Origin of the sequence: Pseudoalteromonas distincta (assembly GCF_000814675.1) — a bacterium.
GTDB lineage: Bacteria > Pseudomonadota > Gammaproteobacteria > Enterobacterales > Alteromonadaceae > Pseudoalteromonas > Pseudoalteromonas distincta.
In genome coordinates this window covers 33,135-52,463 of sequence record NZ_JWIG01000023.1, presented here as the reverse complement: position 1 = coordinate 52,463, position 19,329 = coordinate 33,135, and the positions used below count along the sequence as shown (strand labels likewise).

Genomic DNA, 19,329 nt, shown 5'->3' with positions numbered 1-19,329 from the left:
GTTGTTTATGCATCGCTGTAAAAAGCTGTGTGTGGCTTTTTTATTAACAACATACATAGAGCCTCTAAAGTCTGATACACCAACAGATAGGGTGAAGACCAAAGGACCGAGATTTAACCGCCACGATGGGGGTTAAACATTGAAAGTAATAGTTCAACTCAAACCTTTATTTACTTAAATAATTAAATAAACTTGTTTAGCAAAACCATACCAAGAGTTCGGCAAATGAAATTATGTAGTGTTCGAATACTAGTAACACCACTAATGCATGATTATAAAGATTAAAAATGACGTTAAGATTAACAAACCACTTTTACTTCCAATAAACTTCATTAGATAACTAATTATTAGAACACGAAGCATATTACACTAAATACCCCTTAAAAATCAAGGTTAAAATTCGAGCGAAGCTAATTCCTCCTCGTTTGTGGTGTTAGATTGTTATTAAAATTCAACCAATTAAACAATTAATACCGCTTAAAATAAGGCGGCTTAACACGCGCAAAATAATTTAAGCCTACTAATCTTCTATAAGCAGCTAAAATTGATTAGTAATATTTGAATTTCCCGTGTATACCCCTGTATTAATAATTAACAAAAGTTATACTTTCTAAACAAACCGTCATAAATAAGGAATTCTTAATCTATGTCAGCAATTTACATAGCCGGTATCGCACTTTGCTCTGTGCTTGCCCAATGGGTCGCGTGGGCTTTTAGAGTGCCCGCTATTCTTTTCTTATTGCTTACTGGTCTTTTACTTGGGCCATTTAGTGGTGTTTTAGACCCTGATGCATTGTTAGGTGATTTACTGTTTCCAGTTGTATCACTAAGTGTTGCCATCATTTTATTTGAAGGATCCTTAACTCTGCATTTCAGAGAGCTAAAAGGAATCGGAAAAGTTGTAAGGAACCTTTGCTCCATCGGCATGCTTACTACCTGTATTATTATTAGCCTCAGCGCCTATTGGTTGCTTGAACTTAATTGGCGTGTAGCTGCGGTATTAGGTGCAGTGCTAGTTGTAACAGGCCCTACTGTTATAGCACCGCTATTAAACTCAATGCGCCCAACACAAGACATTGACCGCATACTTCGATGGGAAGGTATTGTAATAGACCCGATCGGCGCATTATTCGCTGTATTAGTATTTGAAGCCGTAATGCTGGTAGGCCAAGGCGAAGTATTTAGCCACACTATTATTGCTTTAGTTAAAACCCTAGGTGTTGGATTAAGTATTGGTGTTGCTGCTGGTTGGTTAACAACACTATTAATGCGCCGCGAGTGGCTACCATTTGAATTACATAAGTTTGGTATATTGGCATTAGTACTCATTAGTTTTTCTGTATCAAACTATTTAAGCCATGAATCAGGCCTATTAGCAGTGACTGTATTTGGTATTTGGCTTGCTAACCAAGACGATTTAGAAATAGATTCTGTACTTGAGTTCAAAGAAGACTTGTCGATGATATTAATATCAACGCTGTTTATTTTACTTGCAGCACGCTTACAGCTCTCTGATTTAATGATGCTCGACAGCGATGTATTTATATTTTTAGCTATCGTGCTTTTTGTTGCTCGCCCACTGTGTATTGCTATTTCGACCTTTGGTACTGACTTGCCAATGAAGTCTCGTTTAGTACTTGCCTGGATAGCTCCACGCGGTATAGTCGCCGCAGCCGTTGGGTCGGTATTTGCGCTTAGCATGATGGAGTCTGGTGTTGCTGATGCTGAAAAAATGGTACCTCTTATATTTACAGTAATTATAATTACCGTTGTACTACAGAGCTTAACCGCCATTCCTGTCGCCAAGCTATTAGGTGTACGCCAGCCATCGCCAAATACAATATTAATTATTGGTGCAAACCATGTATCGCGTGCAATCGGCCGAGGCTTGCAAGAGCAAAACATTCCGGTTCACCTGTCAGATCCTGCATGGGAAAACTGCAGAATGGCACGTATGGATGGTTTAGCTTGTTATTATGGTAACCCGCAATCAGAGCATGCTGAACGCTACTTACCTCTAACAACGATTCGTAGTGTATTAGCGTTATCGCCAAATCGTCATCATAATGCGTTAGGTGTTCAATACTTTTCTCATTTACTTAATGAAAAAAATGTATTTTCGCTACGCTCATCAACGTCGCATGCAAAAGCAAATAAAGACAGCGCAACGTTTTTATCTAGACAAATACTGTTTGGAGACGAAGGCTCGTATGCACGTTTAAGCAGTATTATAGCTAAAGGCGGTAAGGTTAGTTCAACACGTATCTCGGATGAGTTTAGCTGGGAACAATACTTAGAAATGAACCCTGAGGCTATCCCTTTATTTATTCTCAAAGGTGATAAAGACAGTGATGACGATACACCAATTAAGCTAAGACCGTTTACAATCAACATGGAAAAACCGCCGCAAGAAGGCGAACGCGTTGTTGCTTTACAGCCGCCTAAAATGTCAGTTTTAAAAGACCCGCAAACAAAGGCTAAAGAAGACAGTTAAATACTTTTACAAACTGTAAAAACTAAAAAACCCTAACTTAAAAAGTTAGGGTTTTGTTTTTAAAAGCCATTAAATAGGAAGGCGAGCTCGAGCAACCACACTATCTGGCATTTTTTGCGCTAACTTAGTCAGCGCTCGCTCAATTTTTCTATGAGTCGCTTTATCTGCCACCATAGAATTGAATAGCCAACGATAGGCATCTTCAAAATCACGCGGGCTGCCATAACCATCATTAAATAATTTAACTAAACGTAGCTGTGCTTTTAAATTGCCTTGCGACGAGGCTTCACGCAAATACGTAATTGCCATTGCTTTATCTTGCTGAACTAAGCGACCAGTGTCGTAGTATCGTCCCAATTGCTCTAGCGCTGCCGCTAAGCCTTGCTCAGCTGCTTTTCGCATGTAATACACACCTAACTCTACATTGCGATCAACGCACACGTTATAAGCCAGCATATCGCCGTATAAAAATTGATAAGACGGCAATGCCATTTTATTGGCTCGTGCTTCTATATCTTGCACCAACTGGCAATCATCTGCCTTTACGCGCGCTAAATGCGTATTTTTATTTATTAACGCAATTAGCTCTGATTCTGTATACAGCGGCACAGCAGCAGGGCTTTCTGTAGCTAAGCTATTGGTTGCTATAAATAAAGACAGCGGTATTAGCGAAAGCCTTAGTACGCAATTACGATTAAATAAACGCATGTTCACCACTTATATAAATAAACTTATTAAATAATATACAAAGATCGTTCCAAGGTGAATTTTAGACACAAAAAAAGCTGCACGAAGCAGCTTTTTTTAATCTAATGGTAATTACGCAAACGGATTGCGAAGCACCATAGTTTCTACACGGTCAGGACCTGTAGAAATAATATCAATTGGAACACCCGTAATTTCTTCAATACGTTTGATGTAGTCAATCGCAGCTTTTGGTAAACCGTCAAGACTCGTTACGCCAACAGTGTTTTCTGACCAACCTGGCATTTCTTCGTATACTGGTGTTACTTTATCGTAACCTTCAGCCGCTAATGGTGTTACGTTAGTAACTGTGCCATCTTCAAGCTTGTAACCAGTACAGATTTTAAGTGTTTCTAAGCCATCTAAAACATCAAGCTTAGTTAAACAAAAACCTGAAATACTGTTGATTTGAACTGCACGGCGCATAGCCACTGCATCTAACCAACCAGTACGACGAAGTCGACCTGTTGTAGCGCCAAACTCATGGCCTTTATCACCTAGGTGCTTACCAACTGGATCTTGTTTATCAAGACCGTCGTAAAGCTCTGTAGGGAAAGGACCTGAACCAACACGTGTTGTGTACGCTTTAATAATACCTAAAACGTAATCAAGGTTTAATGGACCAAAACCTGCACCAGTCGCAACGCCACCAGCGGTAGTGTTTGAAGATGTTACATAAGGGTAAGTACCATGATCTATATCAAGTAACGTACCTTGTGCACCTTCAAATAAAATGTTTTCGCCTGCTAAACGCGTTTGATCTAAAAGCTCAGTTACATCTACAACCATTGCTTTTAAGATATCAGCAACAGCCATTGCATCATCAAACGTTTTTTGGAAATCTACAGCATCTACTTTGTAGTAGTTAACTAAAGTGAAGTTGTGGTACTCAAGCACTTCTTTTAATTTAGCTGCAAATACTTCAGGATTAAATAAATCGCCTACGCGTAAACCACGACGTGCTACTTTATCTTCGTACGCAGGACCGATTCCACGGCCAGTTGTACCAATAGGCTTATCGCCACGAGCTGTTTCGCGGGCTACATCTAATGCAACATGGAAAGGCAAGATTAGCGGACATGCTTCACTTATTAAAAGACGCTCGCGTACTGGTACGCCGCGCTCTTCAAGCATGCCAATTTCTCTCATTAGCGCTTCTGGTGATAAAACTACACCATTACCAATCACACATTTAACATTGTCACGTAATACACCCGATGGAATAAGGTGTAGAACCGTCTTTTCACCTTCGATAACTAAAGTATGACCCGCATTGTGGCCACCTTGATAACGAACTACTAAAGATGCTTTGTCTGTAAGGAGATCAACTACCTTACCCTTTCCTTCGTCACCCCATTGGGTGCCTAATACAACAACGTTTTTACCCATCGTAAATTCACTTAGAGAAAATTAGGACGAGATTTTACCAGAAAACTAAAGTAAAGATCACCCCTGTTCAGCTTATTTTTTCTGCGGGCAATTGTAATATCCAAATATTGACCAATAACCACATAAATAACAGTGATTTAACGCACTAGTTTGTATTTAACAAAAAGCCCCGCAAATGCGAGGCTTTTTAACTTTTAAATAATTAACGTAAAGTCTATTGAGCTTTAGCGCCTTTCATATATTGGAAGAAGTCGCTATCTGGTGAAAGCACCATAACATCTTGCTTATCTTTAAACGTCTTTTTGTAAGCTTCAAGCGAACGTACAAAACTAAAGAACTCAGGGTCTTTGTTGTACGCATTAGCATAAATGCCTGCAGCATCAGCATCGCCTTGACCACGTACAGAACGTGCATTACGCTCAGCATCAGCAAGCATTACAGTTACTCGACGGTCAACTCCCGCACGAATAGTCTCTGCTTTTTCCTGACCTTCAGAACGGTGCTCTTTTGCAACCGCAGTACGCTCAGCGCGCATACGTTGGTAAATAGAGCTACTCACTTCTTGTGGTAGGTTGATTTGCTTAACACGTACGTCTAGTACTTCAATACCTAGCTCACGTGCACTTTCAGAAGCTTGTACTAACGCTTCTTCCATCAACTCGCTACGCTCACCTGATACAATTTCGCGAATTGTACGTGTACCAAAGTTTGTACGAAGACCATTGTTTACTTTTTGCTTAAGTAGCGTTTCAGCATATTGCTTATCGCCACGAGCACGTAAGTAAAAAGCACTAAAGTCATTAACGCGCCACTTTACAAACGAATCAACAATTAAGTCTTTTTTCTCGCTAGTAACAAAGCGATCTGGCGCACCATCTAGCGTTTGAATACGTGCATCAATACGACGTACTTGGCTAAAAAATGGTACTTTAAATTGTAGGCCTGGGCCATATACAATCGCTTTATCGTCGCTATCTTTTTGTACTTTACTGAATAACATTACAATTGCTTTTTGCCCTTCAGGTACAACAAATACCGATGAGAAAGACATAACAATGGCAGCTAATAGTATTACTAAACTAAAGTTTTTCATTATGATTATCTCCCATCATTGAAGCGGTCGTTGTTAAAGCGGTCATTGCCACTATTAACAGAGCTATTGCGCGACGTATTAACTTTATTACGTAAGTCTTGAATATCACTTGAACTTGGAAGTGCAACTCGTGTTGCTGTCCCTTGCTTGTCCATGATTTTATCAAGAGGTAAATACATCATGTTATTGCCGCCTTTAACATCAACCAATATTTTAGAACTACTCCCTAACACTTCTTCCATTGCATCAATGTATAAGCGCTCACGAGTAACTTCTTTAGCTGCTTGATATTCAGGTAAAAGCTTTTCAAAGCGAGCTACCTCACCTTGTGCTTCCAATGTAATGCGCTCTTGATAACCTTCCGCTTCTTGAGTCATACGCGTTACTTGACCACGAGCACGCGGTTCAATTTCACGAGCATATGCTTCTGCTTCACGAATGAAACGTTCTTCATCTTCTTGTGCAGCAATTGCATCATCAAATGCATCTTTAACTTCAGTTGGTGGACGAGAGTCTTTAAAGTTCACGTCAGTAACAATTAAACCTAAGTTATATGGTTCGATAATCTTATTAAGCTCATCCCATGTATTTTGACGAACAACCTCACGGCCATTAGTTAATACTTGGTCCATTTTTGCATGGCCCACAACATAACGCAGTGCACTGTCTAGCGCTTCTTCTAAGCTACTATCAGCGTTAGTTACGCTAAATTCATAAAGGTATGGGTCAATAACACGGTATTGCACCTGAAACTCAACGCTCACTACGTTTTCGTCTTCAGTAAGCATAAAACCAGAAGCCGATAATGAACGAACTGCTTCAATATCTACTGGGATTACCGTTTCGATGAAAGTCATTTTCCAACGCAAACCAGGATCAGCAATTCGGTCATATTTACCAAACTGTAGAACCACACCACGCTCGGCTTCTTTAACCGTATAAATACCACTTAACGCCCATACAATAACGGCGATAATAAGTATGAATGAAATACCGGCTCCGCCAAGTCCACCGCCGCTACCATTGCCGGATTTTTTCCCGCCAAATAAGCCGCTGAACTTGTTACTAAACTTGCGGAACACCTCGTCTAAATCAGGTGGGCCTTGATCACGTCCGCCTTTATTATTCCACGGATCTTTGTCATTGCCATTATTACCCGGTTCATTCCAGGCCATAGCTATACTCCATTGTTATCTAAATAAATTAGGAAATTGTGTTAAATCTAACAAATCTACCGCGTTTCTCATACAAAAACCGACATTAAAACGTCAATTTTTAATTACGGTTGATAAAACCAGCAATTTCAGGACCAAATTCTTTAATTAAACGATTCCACTCAACCATTGGCATTCTAACATCTAACAGCCAATTACCTTGCTCATCAAATTGCTCTTCATGCACTGCATTTAAACTGAACAATGCAGCCCTTAAGCGACCATACAATGGCGTAAGAAATAATGTTTCGTTAAACATCTTCTTAGCTAGTAGCTCACTAATAGCCTCGCTAAGTAATTCACACCCTTCACCAGTCTGAGCGCTAAGCCATACTCTTATAGGTTGGCCTTCGTCGTCTCGATCAATACGTGGGCTGACGTCATCCAGCGCATCAATTTTATTATAAATTAATAGCTGTGGTACTTCATCGGCCTCAATTTCTTTAAGCACCGATTGTACTTGTTCAATATTTTCTTGCAGACGTGAGTCTGCTGCATCAATTACATGTAACTGCAAATCAGCTTCGCGAGTTTCAGTAAGCGTTGCTTTAAAAGCAGCAACTAAGTCATGTGGTAGGTGACGAATAAAGCCCACTGTATCAGCTAAGATAACAGGGCCAACATCACCTAGCTCAAGCTTACGTAGAGTCGGGTCAAGCGTGGCAAACAACTGATCGGCCGCGTATACATCTGAATTTGTAATTCGATTAAATAATGTAGATTTACCCGCATTGGTATAACCAACTAACGAAACTGTAGGTATTTCGTTGCGAGTACGAGCTCGCCTACCTTGTTCACGTTGCACTGCAACTTTAGCTAAACGTGCACGAATATTTTGGATACGGGCGCGAAGTAATCTTCTGTCAGTTTCAAGTTGAGTTTCACCAGGACCACGTAAACCAATCCCGCCTTTTTGACGTTCAAGGTGAGTCCAGCCTCGAATTAATCGAGTCGACATATGGCGAAGTTGAGCCAATTCAACTTGCAGCTTACCCTCGTGGGTACGTGCGCGCTGGGCAAAAATATCAAGAATTAGCGTCGTTCTATCAAGCACACGACATTGACAAACGCGCTCTAAATTACGCTCTTGTGATGGCCTGAGTTGATGATTAAAAATTACGACATCTGCTTTGTGGATTTTGACAATCTCAGCTATTTCTTCTGCTTTACCGGTACCGACGAATAGTTTCGGATGTGGTGCTTGACGGCTGCCTTGCACAACCGCCAAACTACTAACACCAGCAGAAGATACCAACATTTCTAATTCATGAAGATCTTCACGATCTCCTTCTTTAGGCAAGTCGATATGAACTAAAATTGCCTGTTCGCCGGATTCATAGCGGTCAAACAAACATTATGCTCCTAATTAAAAGTTTCCAGCTTCTGCCTCTTCAGTGTCTTCACTCCCTTGAACTGCTTGGAAGTTAACTGCGCGAGCAGGGACAACTGTAGAAATTGCATGCTTATAAACCATTTGATTTACGGTGTTCTCTAGTAAAATAACAAATTGGTCAAATGACTGAATTTTGCCTTGTAATTTTATGCCATTTACCAAAAAGATTGATACTGGAATGCGCTCACGTCGTAGTGCATTCAAAAATGGGTCTTGTAACGATTGGCCTTTTGCCATGTTATTGTTCCTTCGTTCTAGGTGTTATTATAATTAAGTGGCTGAACTTATTTGATAAAAAACAATATTCAACTACTACTAGCTTAGCGAACTTACTACACGATGCAAGTTTTCTTCGTCGCCTGTTGTTAACCAAGTAACATCAGGCCAACTACGAAGCCACGTTAACTGCCGTTTTGCCAGCTGACGTGTTGCTGCGATGCCACGAAAAACCATTTCATCATGGTTTGTTTCACCCGCAAGGTAATCCCACATTTGTCTATAACCAACACAACGAATAGAAGGCATATTGGGGTGTAAATCCTTACGTAGATATAGGGTCGAAACTTCATTTTCAAACCCCTGATCAATCATTATTTTAAACCTTTCTTCAATTCGGCGGTGTAATTCACTGCGTTCTTGCGGTGCAATTGCAAATTGATGAAAAGTATAAGGTAAAGCCGGCTGTTTTTGCATTTGCAACTCAGTCATGGTCTTACCAGTTAACCTGTAAACCTCTAAAGCCCGATTAATTCTTTGTGAGTCATTTTCACTTATTTTTTCGGCTGCTTTTGGGTCAACTTTAACTAATTCTTTATATAAATGAGGCCAGCCAAATTCTTTAGCTTGCGCTTCTAGCTCTGCTCTTATCTCTGTATCTGCTTCAGGTAAAGGCGATAAACCATCAATTAAAGATTTGAAGTACAGCATTGTACCTCCAACCAATACAGGTACTTTACCTTGTCTGTGAAATTCGTCAATTTTTTGCACTGCATCGCGCCTAAAATCTGCAACTGAATACGTTTCACTCGGGTCAAGTAGATCAATTAAATGATGCGGAGCTTTGGCTAATTCTTCGGCATCAGGTTTTGCTGTACCAATGTCCATACCTTTATACACTAGCGCTGAATCTACGCTGATTATTTCTGTATTTAAATGCTCGCACAGCGAGATTGCCAATGCTGTTTTACCTGCTGCAGTTGGACCCATTAAAAATATAACTGGTAAATTACTCAACACGGATACCTTAATCTAATTGCGTTAAATAGTGATTTAGCTCTATTTTAACTGCTTTTTTACGCAAGCGTTCAATAGTTTGTGGATTATTTTGTAAGCGCATTTGTTGCGCTAAAAATACATTGCTTAAATAAAATCGGGTCGGCACGCATTTCATTTGCCATTCTAACCAATTTTCTATATTTTCAAGTTTTGCTTTACACGCATCAAGTAGCTCACCTACCGCTGCACTTACGTCAAGTAAATATAAACACGCTGGCAATTTTTTAACCATTACAAATTGTTTTTCTATTACAAGTTCAAAACCAAGTAAGGTAAACCACGATTGCTGGGATTCTATAAGTAAGCAATCTTCTTTTTCTAAGTTTACTCGCACTGGTAACAAAAGGGCTTTCCCTTCTAAACTTCCGAACTCTTTAATTTGACTATACCAATCATCAACTAATGCATATTTAAAATGTGAGCAATACAATTGCTGTTCTTCACTAAAGACACACACTCCTTCACTAACACTTATAATAGAAACAGCTTTTAAGACATTATCCACAGATACGGACTGGTGTTGTGCTGCAGATATATTGGCTGCATTATCAAAATGCGCGGCGTGTTGCTCACTCACTCCTTGATAAAACGCATTTACGTCATGATGGCTCGTACTTGGTGCAGCACGGTATGCACCGCCAATACTTCTAGTACCTGAGGACGAACTTGAGCTACCAGCACTTCCAGAGTAAGAGGGCTGTAATTGCGATTTAGGGTAATCAAACACTCCTTCGCTTTCTATATTATTAGCACTGCTATGCGTTGACTCAATGAACGCTGGCGTGAATTCTGCTTCTGTGCTCGCTGATTCGTTAGTGAATTCGCCTTGCAATGGCACGACTACCTGCTTAATAGCTTGCAATATAAAATCATGAATTAACCGCCCTTGATGAAAACGCACTTCATGCTTAGCAGGGTGAACATTTACATCAACCTGTCGTGGGTCAATATCAATATAAATGACAAAACCGGGTAATTCTTGTGTTCCACTTACTTCTTCAAATGCCTGGCGTATAGCATGCAGAATAAGCTTATCGCGCATCATGCGATTATTCACATAAGTGTACTGAGTCGTATTCGCTGAGCCTACAGGCAGCACCCAACCATGCAACTGTAAACCGCCTTCTCCTGATTGAATATGCAAACCTTGCTCGGCAAAGGCCTTGCCTGCAACTTGTGCTACGCGTGTTATAGCCTGAGAGGGATCAGTTTTGGCACGATACTGCCTTACTACTTTTTCGTTGTGAGTTAGTGTAATAGAGACATCAAAGCGACTAAGCGCAATACGCTTTATCAACTCATCAATATGGCTAAATTCAGTTTTTTCGGTGCGTAAAAATTTACGACGTGCTGGAGTATTAAAAAATAAATCTTTTACTTCAATGGTTGTGCCATCGGGATGCGCTACAGGTTTTACTTGAACGGCCATGTCGCGGCCTTCTGCAAAAGCTTGCCAAGCTGCTTCTTGCTCTTTTGGTTTTGAGCTCAGCGTTAAACGCGACACAGAACTAATTGACGCAAGTGCTTCCCCTCTAAAGCCAAGTGAGCAAATGTTTTCAAGGTCATCAAGTGATTTTAATTTACTTGTCGCGTGGCGAGAAAGTGCGAGCGTTAGCTCATCTTTACTTATCCCTGCGCCATTATCACGAATACGAATAAGTTTGTGGCCGCCGCGCTCAATATCAATTTGAATACGCGTTGCGCCAGCATCTAAGCTATTTTCAACAAGCTCTTTTACTACCGACGCTGGGCGCTCAACCACTTCGCCTGCGGCAATTTGGTTGGCTAAACGCGCGGGTAATATTTCAATATTCATGAGACTTCCTAGCAAACATTGCGCTAATAATAATGACTAACTTTGAGGTATATCGAGCTCTTGTCCAATAAATAAGGTATTGGAACTAAGCTTATTAACTTGTTTTAATTTATTGACTGTAACGCCATAGCGACTCGCTAACATACTTAAAGATTCACCGGGGCGTACTTTATGCTTTGTTGGATATTGCGACTTTAATTTAGCAAATAAAGAATCATCCGGTGGATTTTTCAAATAATAATTTTTAATTGAAGTAAATATAGCTTTAGCTAAACGCTCTTGATGATTAGGGCTTTTAAGTAGCTTTTCTTCTCGCGGGTTAGATATAAACCCCGTTTCTACCAAAATAGATGGAATATCTGGTGATTTTAGTACTGCAAGGCTCGCATGCTGGGGATCTTTTTTATGCAGTTTGGCAACCTTACGAAGCTCTTTAACCACTTCGTCAGCTACATTTAAGCCAGTTTTCATAGAGTGGTCCATCGACATATCAAGCAACGCTTGTGCTAGATATTTTTCATTGGCGGCATCTTTCATTACATCAGCAGCGCCACCTAAAAGCTCGGAGTGTTTTTCTTTATCTTCTATCCATTTACCTATTTCTGAATTAGCACGTCTCAATGATAAAACCCACACAGAGGCACCATTTGGCCCAGGGCTTGTAAATGCATCAGCATGAATAGAAACAAAAAAATCTGCCTTTTTTTCACGGGCTCGATTAGTACGGGTATTTAATTTTACAAAATAGTCACCGCTTCGTACCATGCGCGAAATCATGCCACGTTCGCCATCAATCATGCGCTCTAAACGTTTCGCAATTTGCAGTGTAACTGTTTTTTCGTAGGTGCCTGATGGCCCAATTGAACCAGGATCTTCGCCGCCATGCCCCGCATCAATTGCAATAACAATGTCGCGCTCTTGGCTTAGTTGACGGTTTTTAGCGGCTGTTTGAGCAGGAGAAACAACTGTAGTAGCTTGGCTTTTATTGTATAAATCAACAACGAGTCTATTTTTATAAGGGCCTGTAGGTGCGAGGGCAAATACCACTGGCTTTATTGGCGCACTTAATTCAAATACTAAACGTACGCTTTGTTTATTTTTAGGTTTTGAGTAACGTAATTTGCTTACTATTTGATGTTTCGGGGGCACACCTGGCAATGTTTTTAACTCGCTAGTATTTTCTAAATCAATCACTAGGCGGCTAGGGTTTTTAAGCATGAAATAGCTAAAGTCGGGCTTATCATTTAAATCAAATACCACGCGCGTACTATCTGGAGACGGCCATACACGCACACTATTGATTGTATTTTTAGCCCATAGCGGCAAGCTTATGGTAATAACCATAAAATAAATAAAAAGTTTAACTACACCTCGGCTCATTGGATAATTACTGCCTTAACTATATTATTATTGATTATTTAGTTTTTCGACAATTGCTATACCGCGCTCACTCGCACTATTTATAACAATTTTACGTTCGTTACCCACATAGCTTAGAGTAATATCTAAATCAGGCACAGGAATAAATTCACCACCCTTTTCAGGCCATTCAACAACACAAATTGCGTCTGCTGAGAAATAATCGCGTATTCCCATGTATTCGAGTTCTTCAGGATCACCTAAGCGGTATAAGTCAAAATGATAAACATTTGCACGCTCAAGCTCATAAGGTTCTACTAGTGTATAGGTCGGGCTTTTAACCTTACCTGTATGGCCAAAGCCTTGCACTACACCTCGTGTAAACGTTGTTTTACCAGCACCTAAATCACCACGTAAATAAATAACCGCACCTTGCTCTATAATATCAGCAACGCGATTACCCATTGCAACCGTGGCAATCTCATCAGTTAAATGAAATTCAAAACTACGCGTCATTATTACCTCAAAAATTCATTCAAAAGCGCATATTTGCTAATCATACCAGAATATTCATTTAAGGCGATAAATTGAGGTTTTAGACATAAAAAAACCACACAAGCGAATGATTAAAGTTCTATTTGAATATCTATTTTCGATACCTTAAAACTGTAACATTGAAATAAAGTAAGAGAAAAGTAACGCTACGGCTGAGATGCCTATAGCAAGTATTAAAGTTACTGAGATATGTAAGCTTATAATCAAACTTTTGTGATTCAACCACTAGTTCTGATACCAAAAATATATAACAACAACGGAGTTGATGACACAAACCAGAATAACTACCCTGCATGCTTTTGTATTTCTGATAAAAAGATAATACCAACTAACTTAACGTCTTTAGTTTTAAGAATTTTCATAAAATAATACCAATTCGCTTAATTAAGTGATCTATTTTGAGGCTGGAAAAACGTGTTGATAGCTAGGCAAAAAATTCGCTATTTAGTTGTTCTAAATGAACATTTTTTAACGCAGGTAGCTACACGTTTAGCCCCGCAAAATGATTAAGTATTATTGCGGATTGGTATAAGTCCTAAATGTGTAAACACGTTTCAAGACAAGGCAGTTCCAGAAAACAAAAAGCCCCGGCTAATGCCAGGGCTTTTTTACAAAACTAACTTAATTAAAAATTAAGCTTGTTTTGGACTAGAAATAACGTCTACTAAAGTCCAAGATTTATTCTTAGAAATTGGTGCGCATTCACGGATAGTAACTACGTCACCCGCTTTTGCTGTGTTATTTTCGTCATGTACGTGTAACTTAGTCGTACGTTTAATGAATTTCCCATAGATTGGGTGCTTCACATAACGTGCGATAGCGATAGTGAAAGATTTTTCCATCTTGTCGCTGATTACACGGCCTTGAAGAGTACGAATTTTATCGCTCATTATTGACCTGCCTTCTGGTTAATAACTGTTTTTACACGCGCGATATCGCGGCGTACTGTTCTTAGCGTGTGTGTCTGAGCTAACTGACCAGTGCTAGCTTGCATGCGCATATTAAATTGCTCACGAAGTAGTCCTAGAAGTTCAGCATTAAGCTCTTCTACGCTTTTATCTTTTAGTTCGCTAGCTTTCATCACATTACCGTCCGAGTTACGAAAGTTGTTTTGAATGGCAGTTTACGAGCAGCAAGGTCAAACGCTTCACGAGCAAGCTCTTCTGAAACACCTTCCATTTCGTAAAGTACTTTACCAGGCTGAATTTCAGCAACCCAATATTCAACAGAACCTTTACCTTTACCCATACGAACTTCAAGAGGTTTTTCTGTAATCGGTTTGTCAGGGAAGACACGAATCCAGATTTTACCTTGACGTTTCACGTGACGCGTCATAGCACGACGAGCTGCTTCGATTTGACGAGCAGTCATACGGCCACGGCCAGTTGCTTTCAATCCGAAAGTACCGAAGCTTACTTTGTTACCGTTTTGCGCTAAACCGCGGTTGCGGCCTTTGTGCATTTTACGGAATTTTGTACGTTTTGGCTGTAACATTACTCGCTACCTCTACTTAGCACTTTTCTTGGCTTTCTTTGGTGCGCGTTTAGCTGGCTTCTCTTGCTCTTGTACTAGTGGTAAACCACCAATAACTTCGCCTTTGAAGATCCAAACTTTAACACCAATGATACCATAAGTGGTTAAGGCTTCAGAAGTTGCGTAATCGATATCAGCACGAAGAGTATGTAGAGGTACACGACCTTCACGATACCATTCTGAACGTGCGATTTCAGCGCCGCCAAGACGACCGCTAACTTCAACTTTAATCCCTTTAGAACCGATGCGCATTGCATTTTGTACCGAACGCTTCATAGCGCGACGGAACATAACACGACGTTCTAGTTGAGAGGCAATGCCGTCTGCTACTAGTTGTGCATCTAGTTCTGGTTTACGTACTTCAGAGATATTAATCTGAGCAGGTACACCAGCGATTTTAGTTACCGCTTGACGTAATTTTTCTACGTCTTCGCCTTTTTTACCGATAACAACACCCGGACGAGCCGTGTGAATTGTTACTCGGATTGATTTTGCTGGACGCTCAATAACGATTTTAGACACAGAAGCCGTTTTTAATTCCTTAGTAAGGAATGTACGAACTTTGTGATCGCCAAAAAGCTGTGCAGAGAAATCTTTTGAACTCGCGTACCAGGTAGAAACCCAAGGTTTAGATATACCTAGGCGAATACCAGTAGGATGAACTTTTTGTCCCATTACTTATACTCCTAGCTATCTGAAACCATAACAGTGATATGGCTTGTACGCTTAAGGATGCGATCTGCGCGTCCTTTAGCACGAGGCATAATACGTTTCATTGTAGGACCATCGTCCACAAAGATCGTTGTTATACGAAGCTCATCAATGTCAGCACCTTCGTTATGCTCTGCGTTAGCAATAGCAGACTCAAGTACTTTCTTAACTAATACAGCCGCTTTCTTCGGGCTGTACGCCAGGATTTCTAGTGCGCGATCTACAGGTAACCCGCGGATCTGATCTGCAACTAGACGTGCTTTTTGCGCCGAACCAGAGGCGAATTTATGTTTAGCTAATGCTTGCATTTATCTTCCCCTCTTATCGTTTCTTCGCTTTCTTATCCGCAGCATGGCCACGGTAAGTGCGAGTTGGTGCAAATTCACCTAGTTTGTGACCGATCATTTCGTCAGAAACGAAAACTGGTACGTGCTGGCGACCATTATGGACAGCAATGGTCAATCCGATCATGTTAGGTATGATCATTGAACGACGGCTCCAAGTTTTAATTGGCTTTTTCTCACCGCTTTCCAAAGCTTTCTCTACCTTCTTCAGCAAGTGTAGGTCTATAAAAGGACCCTTCTTGAGAGAGCGTGGCATGGCTATTCCTCAATATTACTTAGTACGACGACGTACTATAAATTTATCCGTACGCTTGTTCTTACGCGTCTTCGCACCTTTAGTCGGCTTACCCCATGGAGACACAGGATGACGACCACCAGATGTACGACCTTCACCACCACCGTGTGGGTGATCTACCGGGTTCATGGCAACACCACGAACTGTCGGACGAATACCACGCCAGCGATTTGCACCTGCTTTACCAAGTGAACGAAGCATATGCTCAGCATTGCCTACTTCACCTAGTGTCGCACGACAATCAGATTCAACTTTACGAACTTCGCCTGAACGAAGACGTAATGTTACATACTGACCATCACGAGCAAGGATTTGAACGTATGCACCAGCAGAACGTGCGATTTGAGCACCTTTACCTGGTTTTAATTCTACGTTGTGAACAGTCGAACCTACAGGCATATTACGCATTGGTAATGCATTACCAGGTTTGATTGGTGCATCAACACCAGACTGGATTGCATCGCCAGCTTTTAAGCCTTTTGGTGCGATAATGTAACGACGCTCACCGTCTGCATATAATACAAGAGCGATGTTTGCGCTACGATTTGGATCGTATTCTAAACGTTCAACAGTGGCTGGAATGCCATCTTTAGTACGTTTAAAATCGATTAAACGGTAATGTTGTTTATGACCACCACCGATATGACGAACCGTAATACGACCATTGTTATTACGACCACCTGATTTAGAGTTTTTCTCTAAAAGTGGTGCGTATGGCTTACCCTTATGTAGATCAGAGTTAACCACTTTAACTAGGTGACGACGGCCCGCAGAAGTAGGCTTACACTTTTGAAGTGCCATAATTCTATCCCCTTATTACTCGGCGCCGCCGACAAAGTCTAGCTCGCTGCCTTCTTTAAGAGTAACGTAAGCTTTTTTCCAGTCGCTACGACGACCGAAACGTGCGCCAGTACGTTTTGTTTTACCCTTAACGTTAAGTGTGCGAACACCCGTTACTTCTACTTCAAAAAGCTTCTCAACTGCTACTTTAATTTCAGCTTTAGTTGCGTCATTTACTACTTTAAAAACAATAGTATTGTTTTCTTCAGCAGCAATTGTGCTTTTTTCAGAGATATGTGGAGCAAGGATCACTTTTAAAAGACGTTCTTCGCGAATCATGCTAGCGCCTCCTCAAGTTGCTTAACAGCAGCGGCTGTAATAAGTACCTTATCGAAAGCAATTAAGCTTACAGGATCGATACCAGCTACATCACGTGTGTCAACCTTATAAAGGTTACGTGCCGATAAGAAAAGATTTTCATCTACTTCTTCAGTCACGATAAGAACATCTTTAAGCTCAAGTTCTTTAAGCTTAGCAACTAGTTCTTTAGTTTTTGGTGCTGCTAGAGCAAAACTTTCAACAACGATTAAACGCTCTTGACGAACTAATTCAGATAAGATGCTTTTAATCGCACCACGGTACATTTTACGGTTTACTTTTTGGCTGTGGTCTTGTGGTTTAGCTGCAAAGCTAACGCCACCTGAACGCCAAATTGGGCTACGGATTGTACCGGCACGTGCACGGCCAGTACCTTTTTGAGCCCATGGTTTTTTACCACCACCGCTTACTTCAGAACGTGTCTTCTGAGCACGAGTACCTTGACGAGCACCTGCTGCGTATGCAACAACTACTTGGTGTACTAATGCTTCGTTAAACTCACGTCCAAAAGTAGCTTCAGAAACTTCAAGACCGCCAGAAGCGTCTTTAATTGCTAATTCCATCACTAAATCTCCAGGACTTATGCTTTAACAGCTGGTTTAACGATAACGTCACCGCCAATAGCTCCAGGTACTGCACCCTTAACTAAAAGCAAATTACGCTCAGCGTCAACGCGAACTAGTTCTAAGTTTTGAGTCGTTACACGCTCAGCACCCATATGACCGGCCATTTTCTTACCTTTAAACACCTTACCAGGTGATTGGTTTTGACCGATTGAACCAGGAGCACGGTGAGATAGAGAGTTACCATGTGTAGCGTCTTGCATGCTGAAATTCCAGCGCTTAACACCACCTTGGAAACCTTTACCTTTAGAAGTACCGGTTACGTCAACCTTGTTGATTTCGTTGAATAATTCAACAGTAAGCTCAGCGCCTACTTCAAAATCGCCTTCACCACCGTTAAGGCGGAATTCCCACAGACCGCGACCCGCTTCAACACCAGCTTTAGCGAAATGACCCGCTTTAGCTTTGTTTACACGACTTGCTTTTTTAGTGCCTGCGGTTACTTGAAGCGCGTTATAACCGTCTGTTGCGTCAGATTTGATCTGAGCAATGCGGTTAGGTGTCGCTTCAATAACTGTCACAGGGATAGATACACCATCTTCAGTGAAGATTCGTGTCATACCCACTTTACGACCGACTAGACCTAATGCCATTTTCCTAAAACCTCTCTAATCTTTCGATTAACCCAGGCTGATTTGAACATCAACACCAGCAGCAAGATCTAAACGCATAAGCGCGTCTACAGTCTTGTCAGTTGGTTCTACGATGTCTATCAGACGTTTATGGGTGCGGATCTCGTACTGATCACGCGCATCTTTATTAACGTGCGGTGAAGTTAGTACAGTAAAACGTTCAAAGCGTGTAGGTAGTGGGATTGGACCACGTACTTGTGCGCCAGTGCGTTTCGCAGTTTCCACGATTTCTGCCGTTGATTGGTCAATCAAACGGTGGTCAAAAGCTTTTAGGCGAATACGAATGCGTTGATTTGACATTCTTAACCTCAATATAAAGAGCATATAAAAGAGCATAAAAAAACGACCGAAACAATCTTAAAACTTAAGATGTCGGCTGTTTGATTATATCTACGTTGAGTTCCAAATCGGAACTCCTGTTTATTAGCTTGAAATCCAAGCTTAATTTATCCTTTCTAATTCCCAGAGGAATTTTGAAAGCCTGCGTATTATAGAGGTATTGGTGATAAATGCAACAACTATTTAGAAACAATGTAATGAATACTAATTTGATTAAATATGCGTCCATACATGTTCAATAGCTATACTTGAACTAATGCTTTTGATGCTAGTCAACAAACAACTAAACATCTTAATTGCGCAAACTAAGGGATTTTTAGATATTATGGTATCCTGTTGCGCTAATTTTGCCCTTAATACTC

General features: G+C 40.7%; 22 protein-coding genes. 1 reads left to right on the top strand and 21 read right to left on the bottom strand.

Annotation, left to right across the window (positions count from 1 at the left end):
* Positions 1–646: 646 nt before the first annotated feature.
* Positions 647–2,494, top strand: coding sequence for a cation:proton antiporter (locus tag QT16_RS14930; RefSeq protein ID WP_002957877.1), 1,848 nt, complete (start codon positions 647–649; stop codon positions 2,492–2,494).
* 69 nt (positions 2,495–2,563) lie between these two features.
* Here QT16_RS14930 and QT16_RS14925 read toward each other — a convergent pair whose 3' ends face one another.
* From QT16_RS14925 to rpsJ, 21 genes are all read right to left on the bottom strand, one after another.
* Positions 2,564–3,202, bottom strand: coding sequence for a tetratricopeptide repeat protein (locus QT16_RS14925; RefSeq protein WP_039489024.1), 639 nt, complete (start codon positions 3,200–3,202; stop codon positions 2,564–2,566).
* Between the two features lie 111 nt (positions 3,203–3,313).
* Positions 3,314–4,627: an adenylosuccinate synthase gene (locus QT16_RS14920; RefSeq protein ID WP_024597266.1), complete on the bottom strand. Its 1,314-nt coding sequence runs from the start codon at positions 4,625–4,627 to the stop codon at positions 3,314–3,316.
* Between the two features lie 214 nt (positions 4,628–4,841).
* Positions 4,842–5,720, bottom strand: coding sequence for a protease modulator HflC (gene hflC / locus QT16_RS14915; RefSeq protein WP_002957880.1), 879 nt, complete (start codon positions 5,718–5,720; stop codon positions 4,842–4,844).
* Between the two features lie 5 nt (positions 5,721–5,725).
* Positions 5,726–6,895 (bottom strand): FtsH protease activity modulator HflK, encoded by a 1,170-nt coding sequence (hflK, locus tag QT16_RS14910; protein ID WP_002957881.1) that lies wholly within the window; start codon positions 6,893–6,895, stop codon positions 5,726–5,728.
* A gap of 100 nt (positions 6,896–6,995) precedes the next feature.
* Positions 6,996–8,285, bottom strand: coding sequence for a ribosome rescue GTPase HflX (hflX, locus tag QT16_RS14905; RefSeq protein WP_039489023.1), 1,290 nt, complete (start codon positions 8,283–8,285; stop codon positions 6,996–6,998).
* 15 nt (positions 8,286–8,300) lie between these two features.
* Positions 8,301–8,564 carry an RNA chaperone Hfq gene (gene hfq, locus QT16_RS14900; RefSeq protein ID WP_024597268.1) on the bottom strand — a complete coding sequence of 88 codons (264 nt, stop codon included), beginning with the start codon at positions 8,562–8,564 and terminating at the stop codon, positions 8,301–8,303.
* A 78-nt stretch (positions 8,565–8,642) separates the two neighbouring features.
* Complete coding sequence (gene miaA, locus QT16_RS14895) at positions 8,643–9,560, bottom strand: tRNA (adenosine(37)-N6)-dimethylallyltransferase MiaA (protein ID WP_002957884.1); 918 nt, start codon at positions 9,558–9,560, stop codon at positions 8,643–8,645.
* Positions 9,561–9,570: 10 nt separating this feature from the next.
* Positions 9,571–11,418, bottom strand: a complete 1,848-nt coding sequence (gene mutL / locus QT16_RS14890) for a DNA mismatch repair endonuclease MutL (RefSeq protein ID WP_039489019.1) — start codon at positions 11,416–11,418, stop codon at positions 9,571–9,573.
* 36 nt (positions 11,419–11,454) lie between these two features.
* Positions 11,455–12,798: an N-acetylmuramoyl-L-alanine amidase gene (locus tag QT16_RS14885; RefSeq protein ID WP_039489018.1), complete on the bottom strand. Its 1,344-nt coding sequence runs from the start codon at positions 12,796–12,798 to the stop codon at positions 11,455–11,457.
* A gap of 27 nt (positions 12,799–12,825) precedes the next feature.
* Complete coding sequence (gene tsaE, locus QT16_RS14880) at positions 12,826–13,293, bottom strand: tRNA (adenosine(37)-N6)-threonylcarbamoyltransferase complex ATPase subunit type 1 TsaE (protein ID WP_039489017.1); 468 nt, start codon at positions 13,291–13,293, stop codon at positions 12,826–12,828.
* Positions 13,294–13,964: 671 nt separating this feature from the next.
* Positions 13,965–14,222, bottom strand: coding sequence for a 30S ribosomal protein S17 (gene rpsQ, locus QT16_RS14875; RefSeq protein ID WP_002957888.1), 258 nt, complete (start codon positions 14,220–14,222; stop codon positions 13,965–13,967).
* Positions 14,222–14,413 carry a 50S ribosomal protein L29 gene (gene rpmC, locus QT16_RS14870; RefSeq protein ID WP_002957889.1) on the bottom strand — a complete coding sequence of 64 codons (192 nt, stop codon included), beginning with the start codon at positions 14,411–14,413 and terminating at the stop codon, positions 14,222–14,224. The genes rpsQ and rpmC overlap by 1 nt, the downstream gene beginning before the upstream one ends.
* Positions 14,413–14,826, bottom strand: a complete 414-nt coding sequence (gene rplP, locus QT16_RS14865; protein ID WP_002957890.1) for a 50S ribosomal protein L16 — start codon at positions 14,824–14,826, stop codon at positions 14,413–14,415. The genes rpmC and rplP overlap by 1 nt, the downstream gene beginning before the upstream one ends.
* A gap of 12 nt (positions 14,827–14,838) precedes the next feature.
* Entirely contained in the window at positions 14,839–15,540 is a 702-nt protein-coding gene (gene rpsC / locus QT16_RS14860) for a 30S ribosomal protein S3 (protein WP_002957891.1), read from the bottom strand.
* An 11-nt stretch (positions 15,541–15,551) separates the two neighbouring features.
* Positions 15,552–15,884, bottom strand: coding sequence for a 50S ribosomal protein L22 (gene rplV / locus QT16_RS14855; protein ID WP_002957892.1), 333 nt, complete (start codon positions 15,882–15,884; stop codon positions 15,552–15,554).
* Between the two features lie 13 nt (positions 15,885–15,897).
* Positions 15,898–16,176, bottom strand: coding sequence for a 30S ribosomal protein S19 (rpsS, locus tag QT16_RS14850; RefSeq protein ID WP_004588689.1), 279 nt, complete (start codon positions 16,174–16,176; stop codon positions 15,898–15,900).
* 15 nt (positions 16,177–16,191) lie between these two features.
* Positions 16,192–17,016: a 50S ribosomal protein L2 gene (gene rplB / locus QT16_RS14845; RefSeq protein WP_002957895.1), complete on the bottom strand. Its 825-nt coding sequence runs from the start codon at positions 17,014–17,016 to the stop codon at positions 16,192–16,194.
* Between the two features lie 15 nt (positions 17,017–17,031).
* Complete coding sequence (gene rplW / locus QT16_RS14840) at positions 17,032–17,334, bottom strand: 50S ribosomal protein L23 (protein ID WP_002957896.1); 303 nt, start codon at positions 17,332–17,334, stop codon at positions 17,032–17,034.
* The gene (gene rplD, locus QT16_RS14835; protein ID WP_002957897.1) at positions 17,331–17,936 is read right to left on the bottom strand and encodes a 50S ribosomal protein L4; all 606 of its coding nucleotides are present in this window, start codon (positions 17,934–17,936) and stop codon (positions 17,331–17,333) included. The genes rplW and rplD overlap by 4 nt, the downstream gene beginning before the upstream one ends.
* 17 nt (positions 17,937–17,953) lie before the next feature.
* Positions 17,954–18,589 (bottom strand): 50S ribosomal protein L3, encoded by a 636-nt coding sequence (gene rplC, locus QT16_RS14830; RefSeq protein WP_002957898.1) that lies wholly within the window; start codon positions 18,587–18,589, stop codon positions 17,954–17,956.
* A 27-nt stretch (positions 18,590–18,616) separates the two neighbouring features.
* Entirely contained in the window at positions 18,617–18,928 is a 312-nt protein-coding gene (rpsJ, locus tag QT16_RS14825) for a 30S ribosomal protein S10 (RefSeq protein ID WP_002957900.1), read from the bottom strand.
* Between the last annotated feature and the right edge of the window lie 401 nt (positions 18,929–19,329).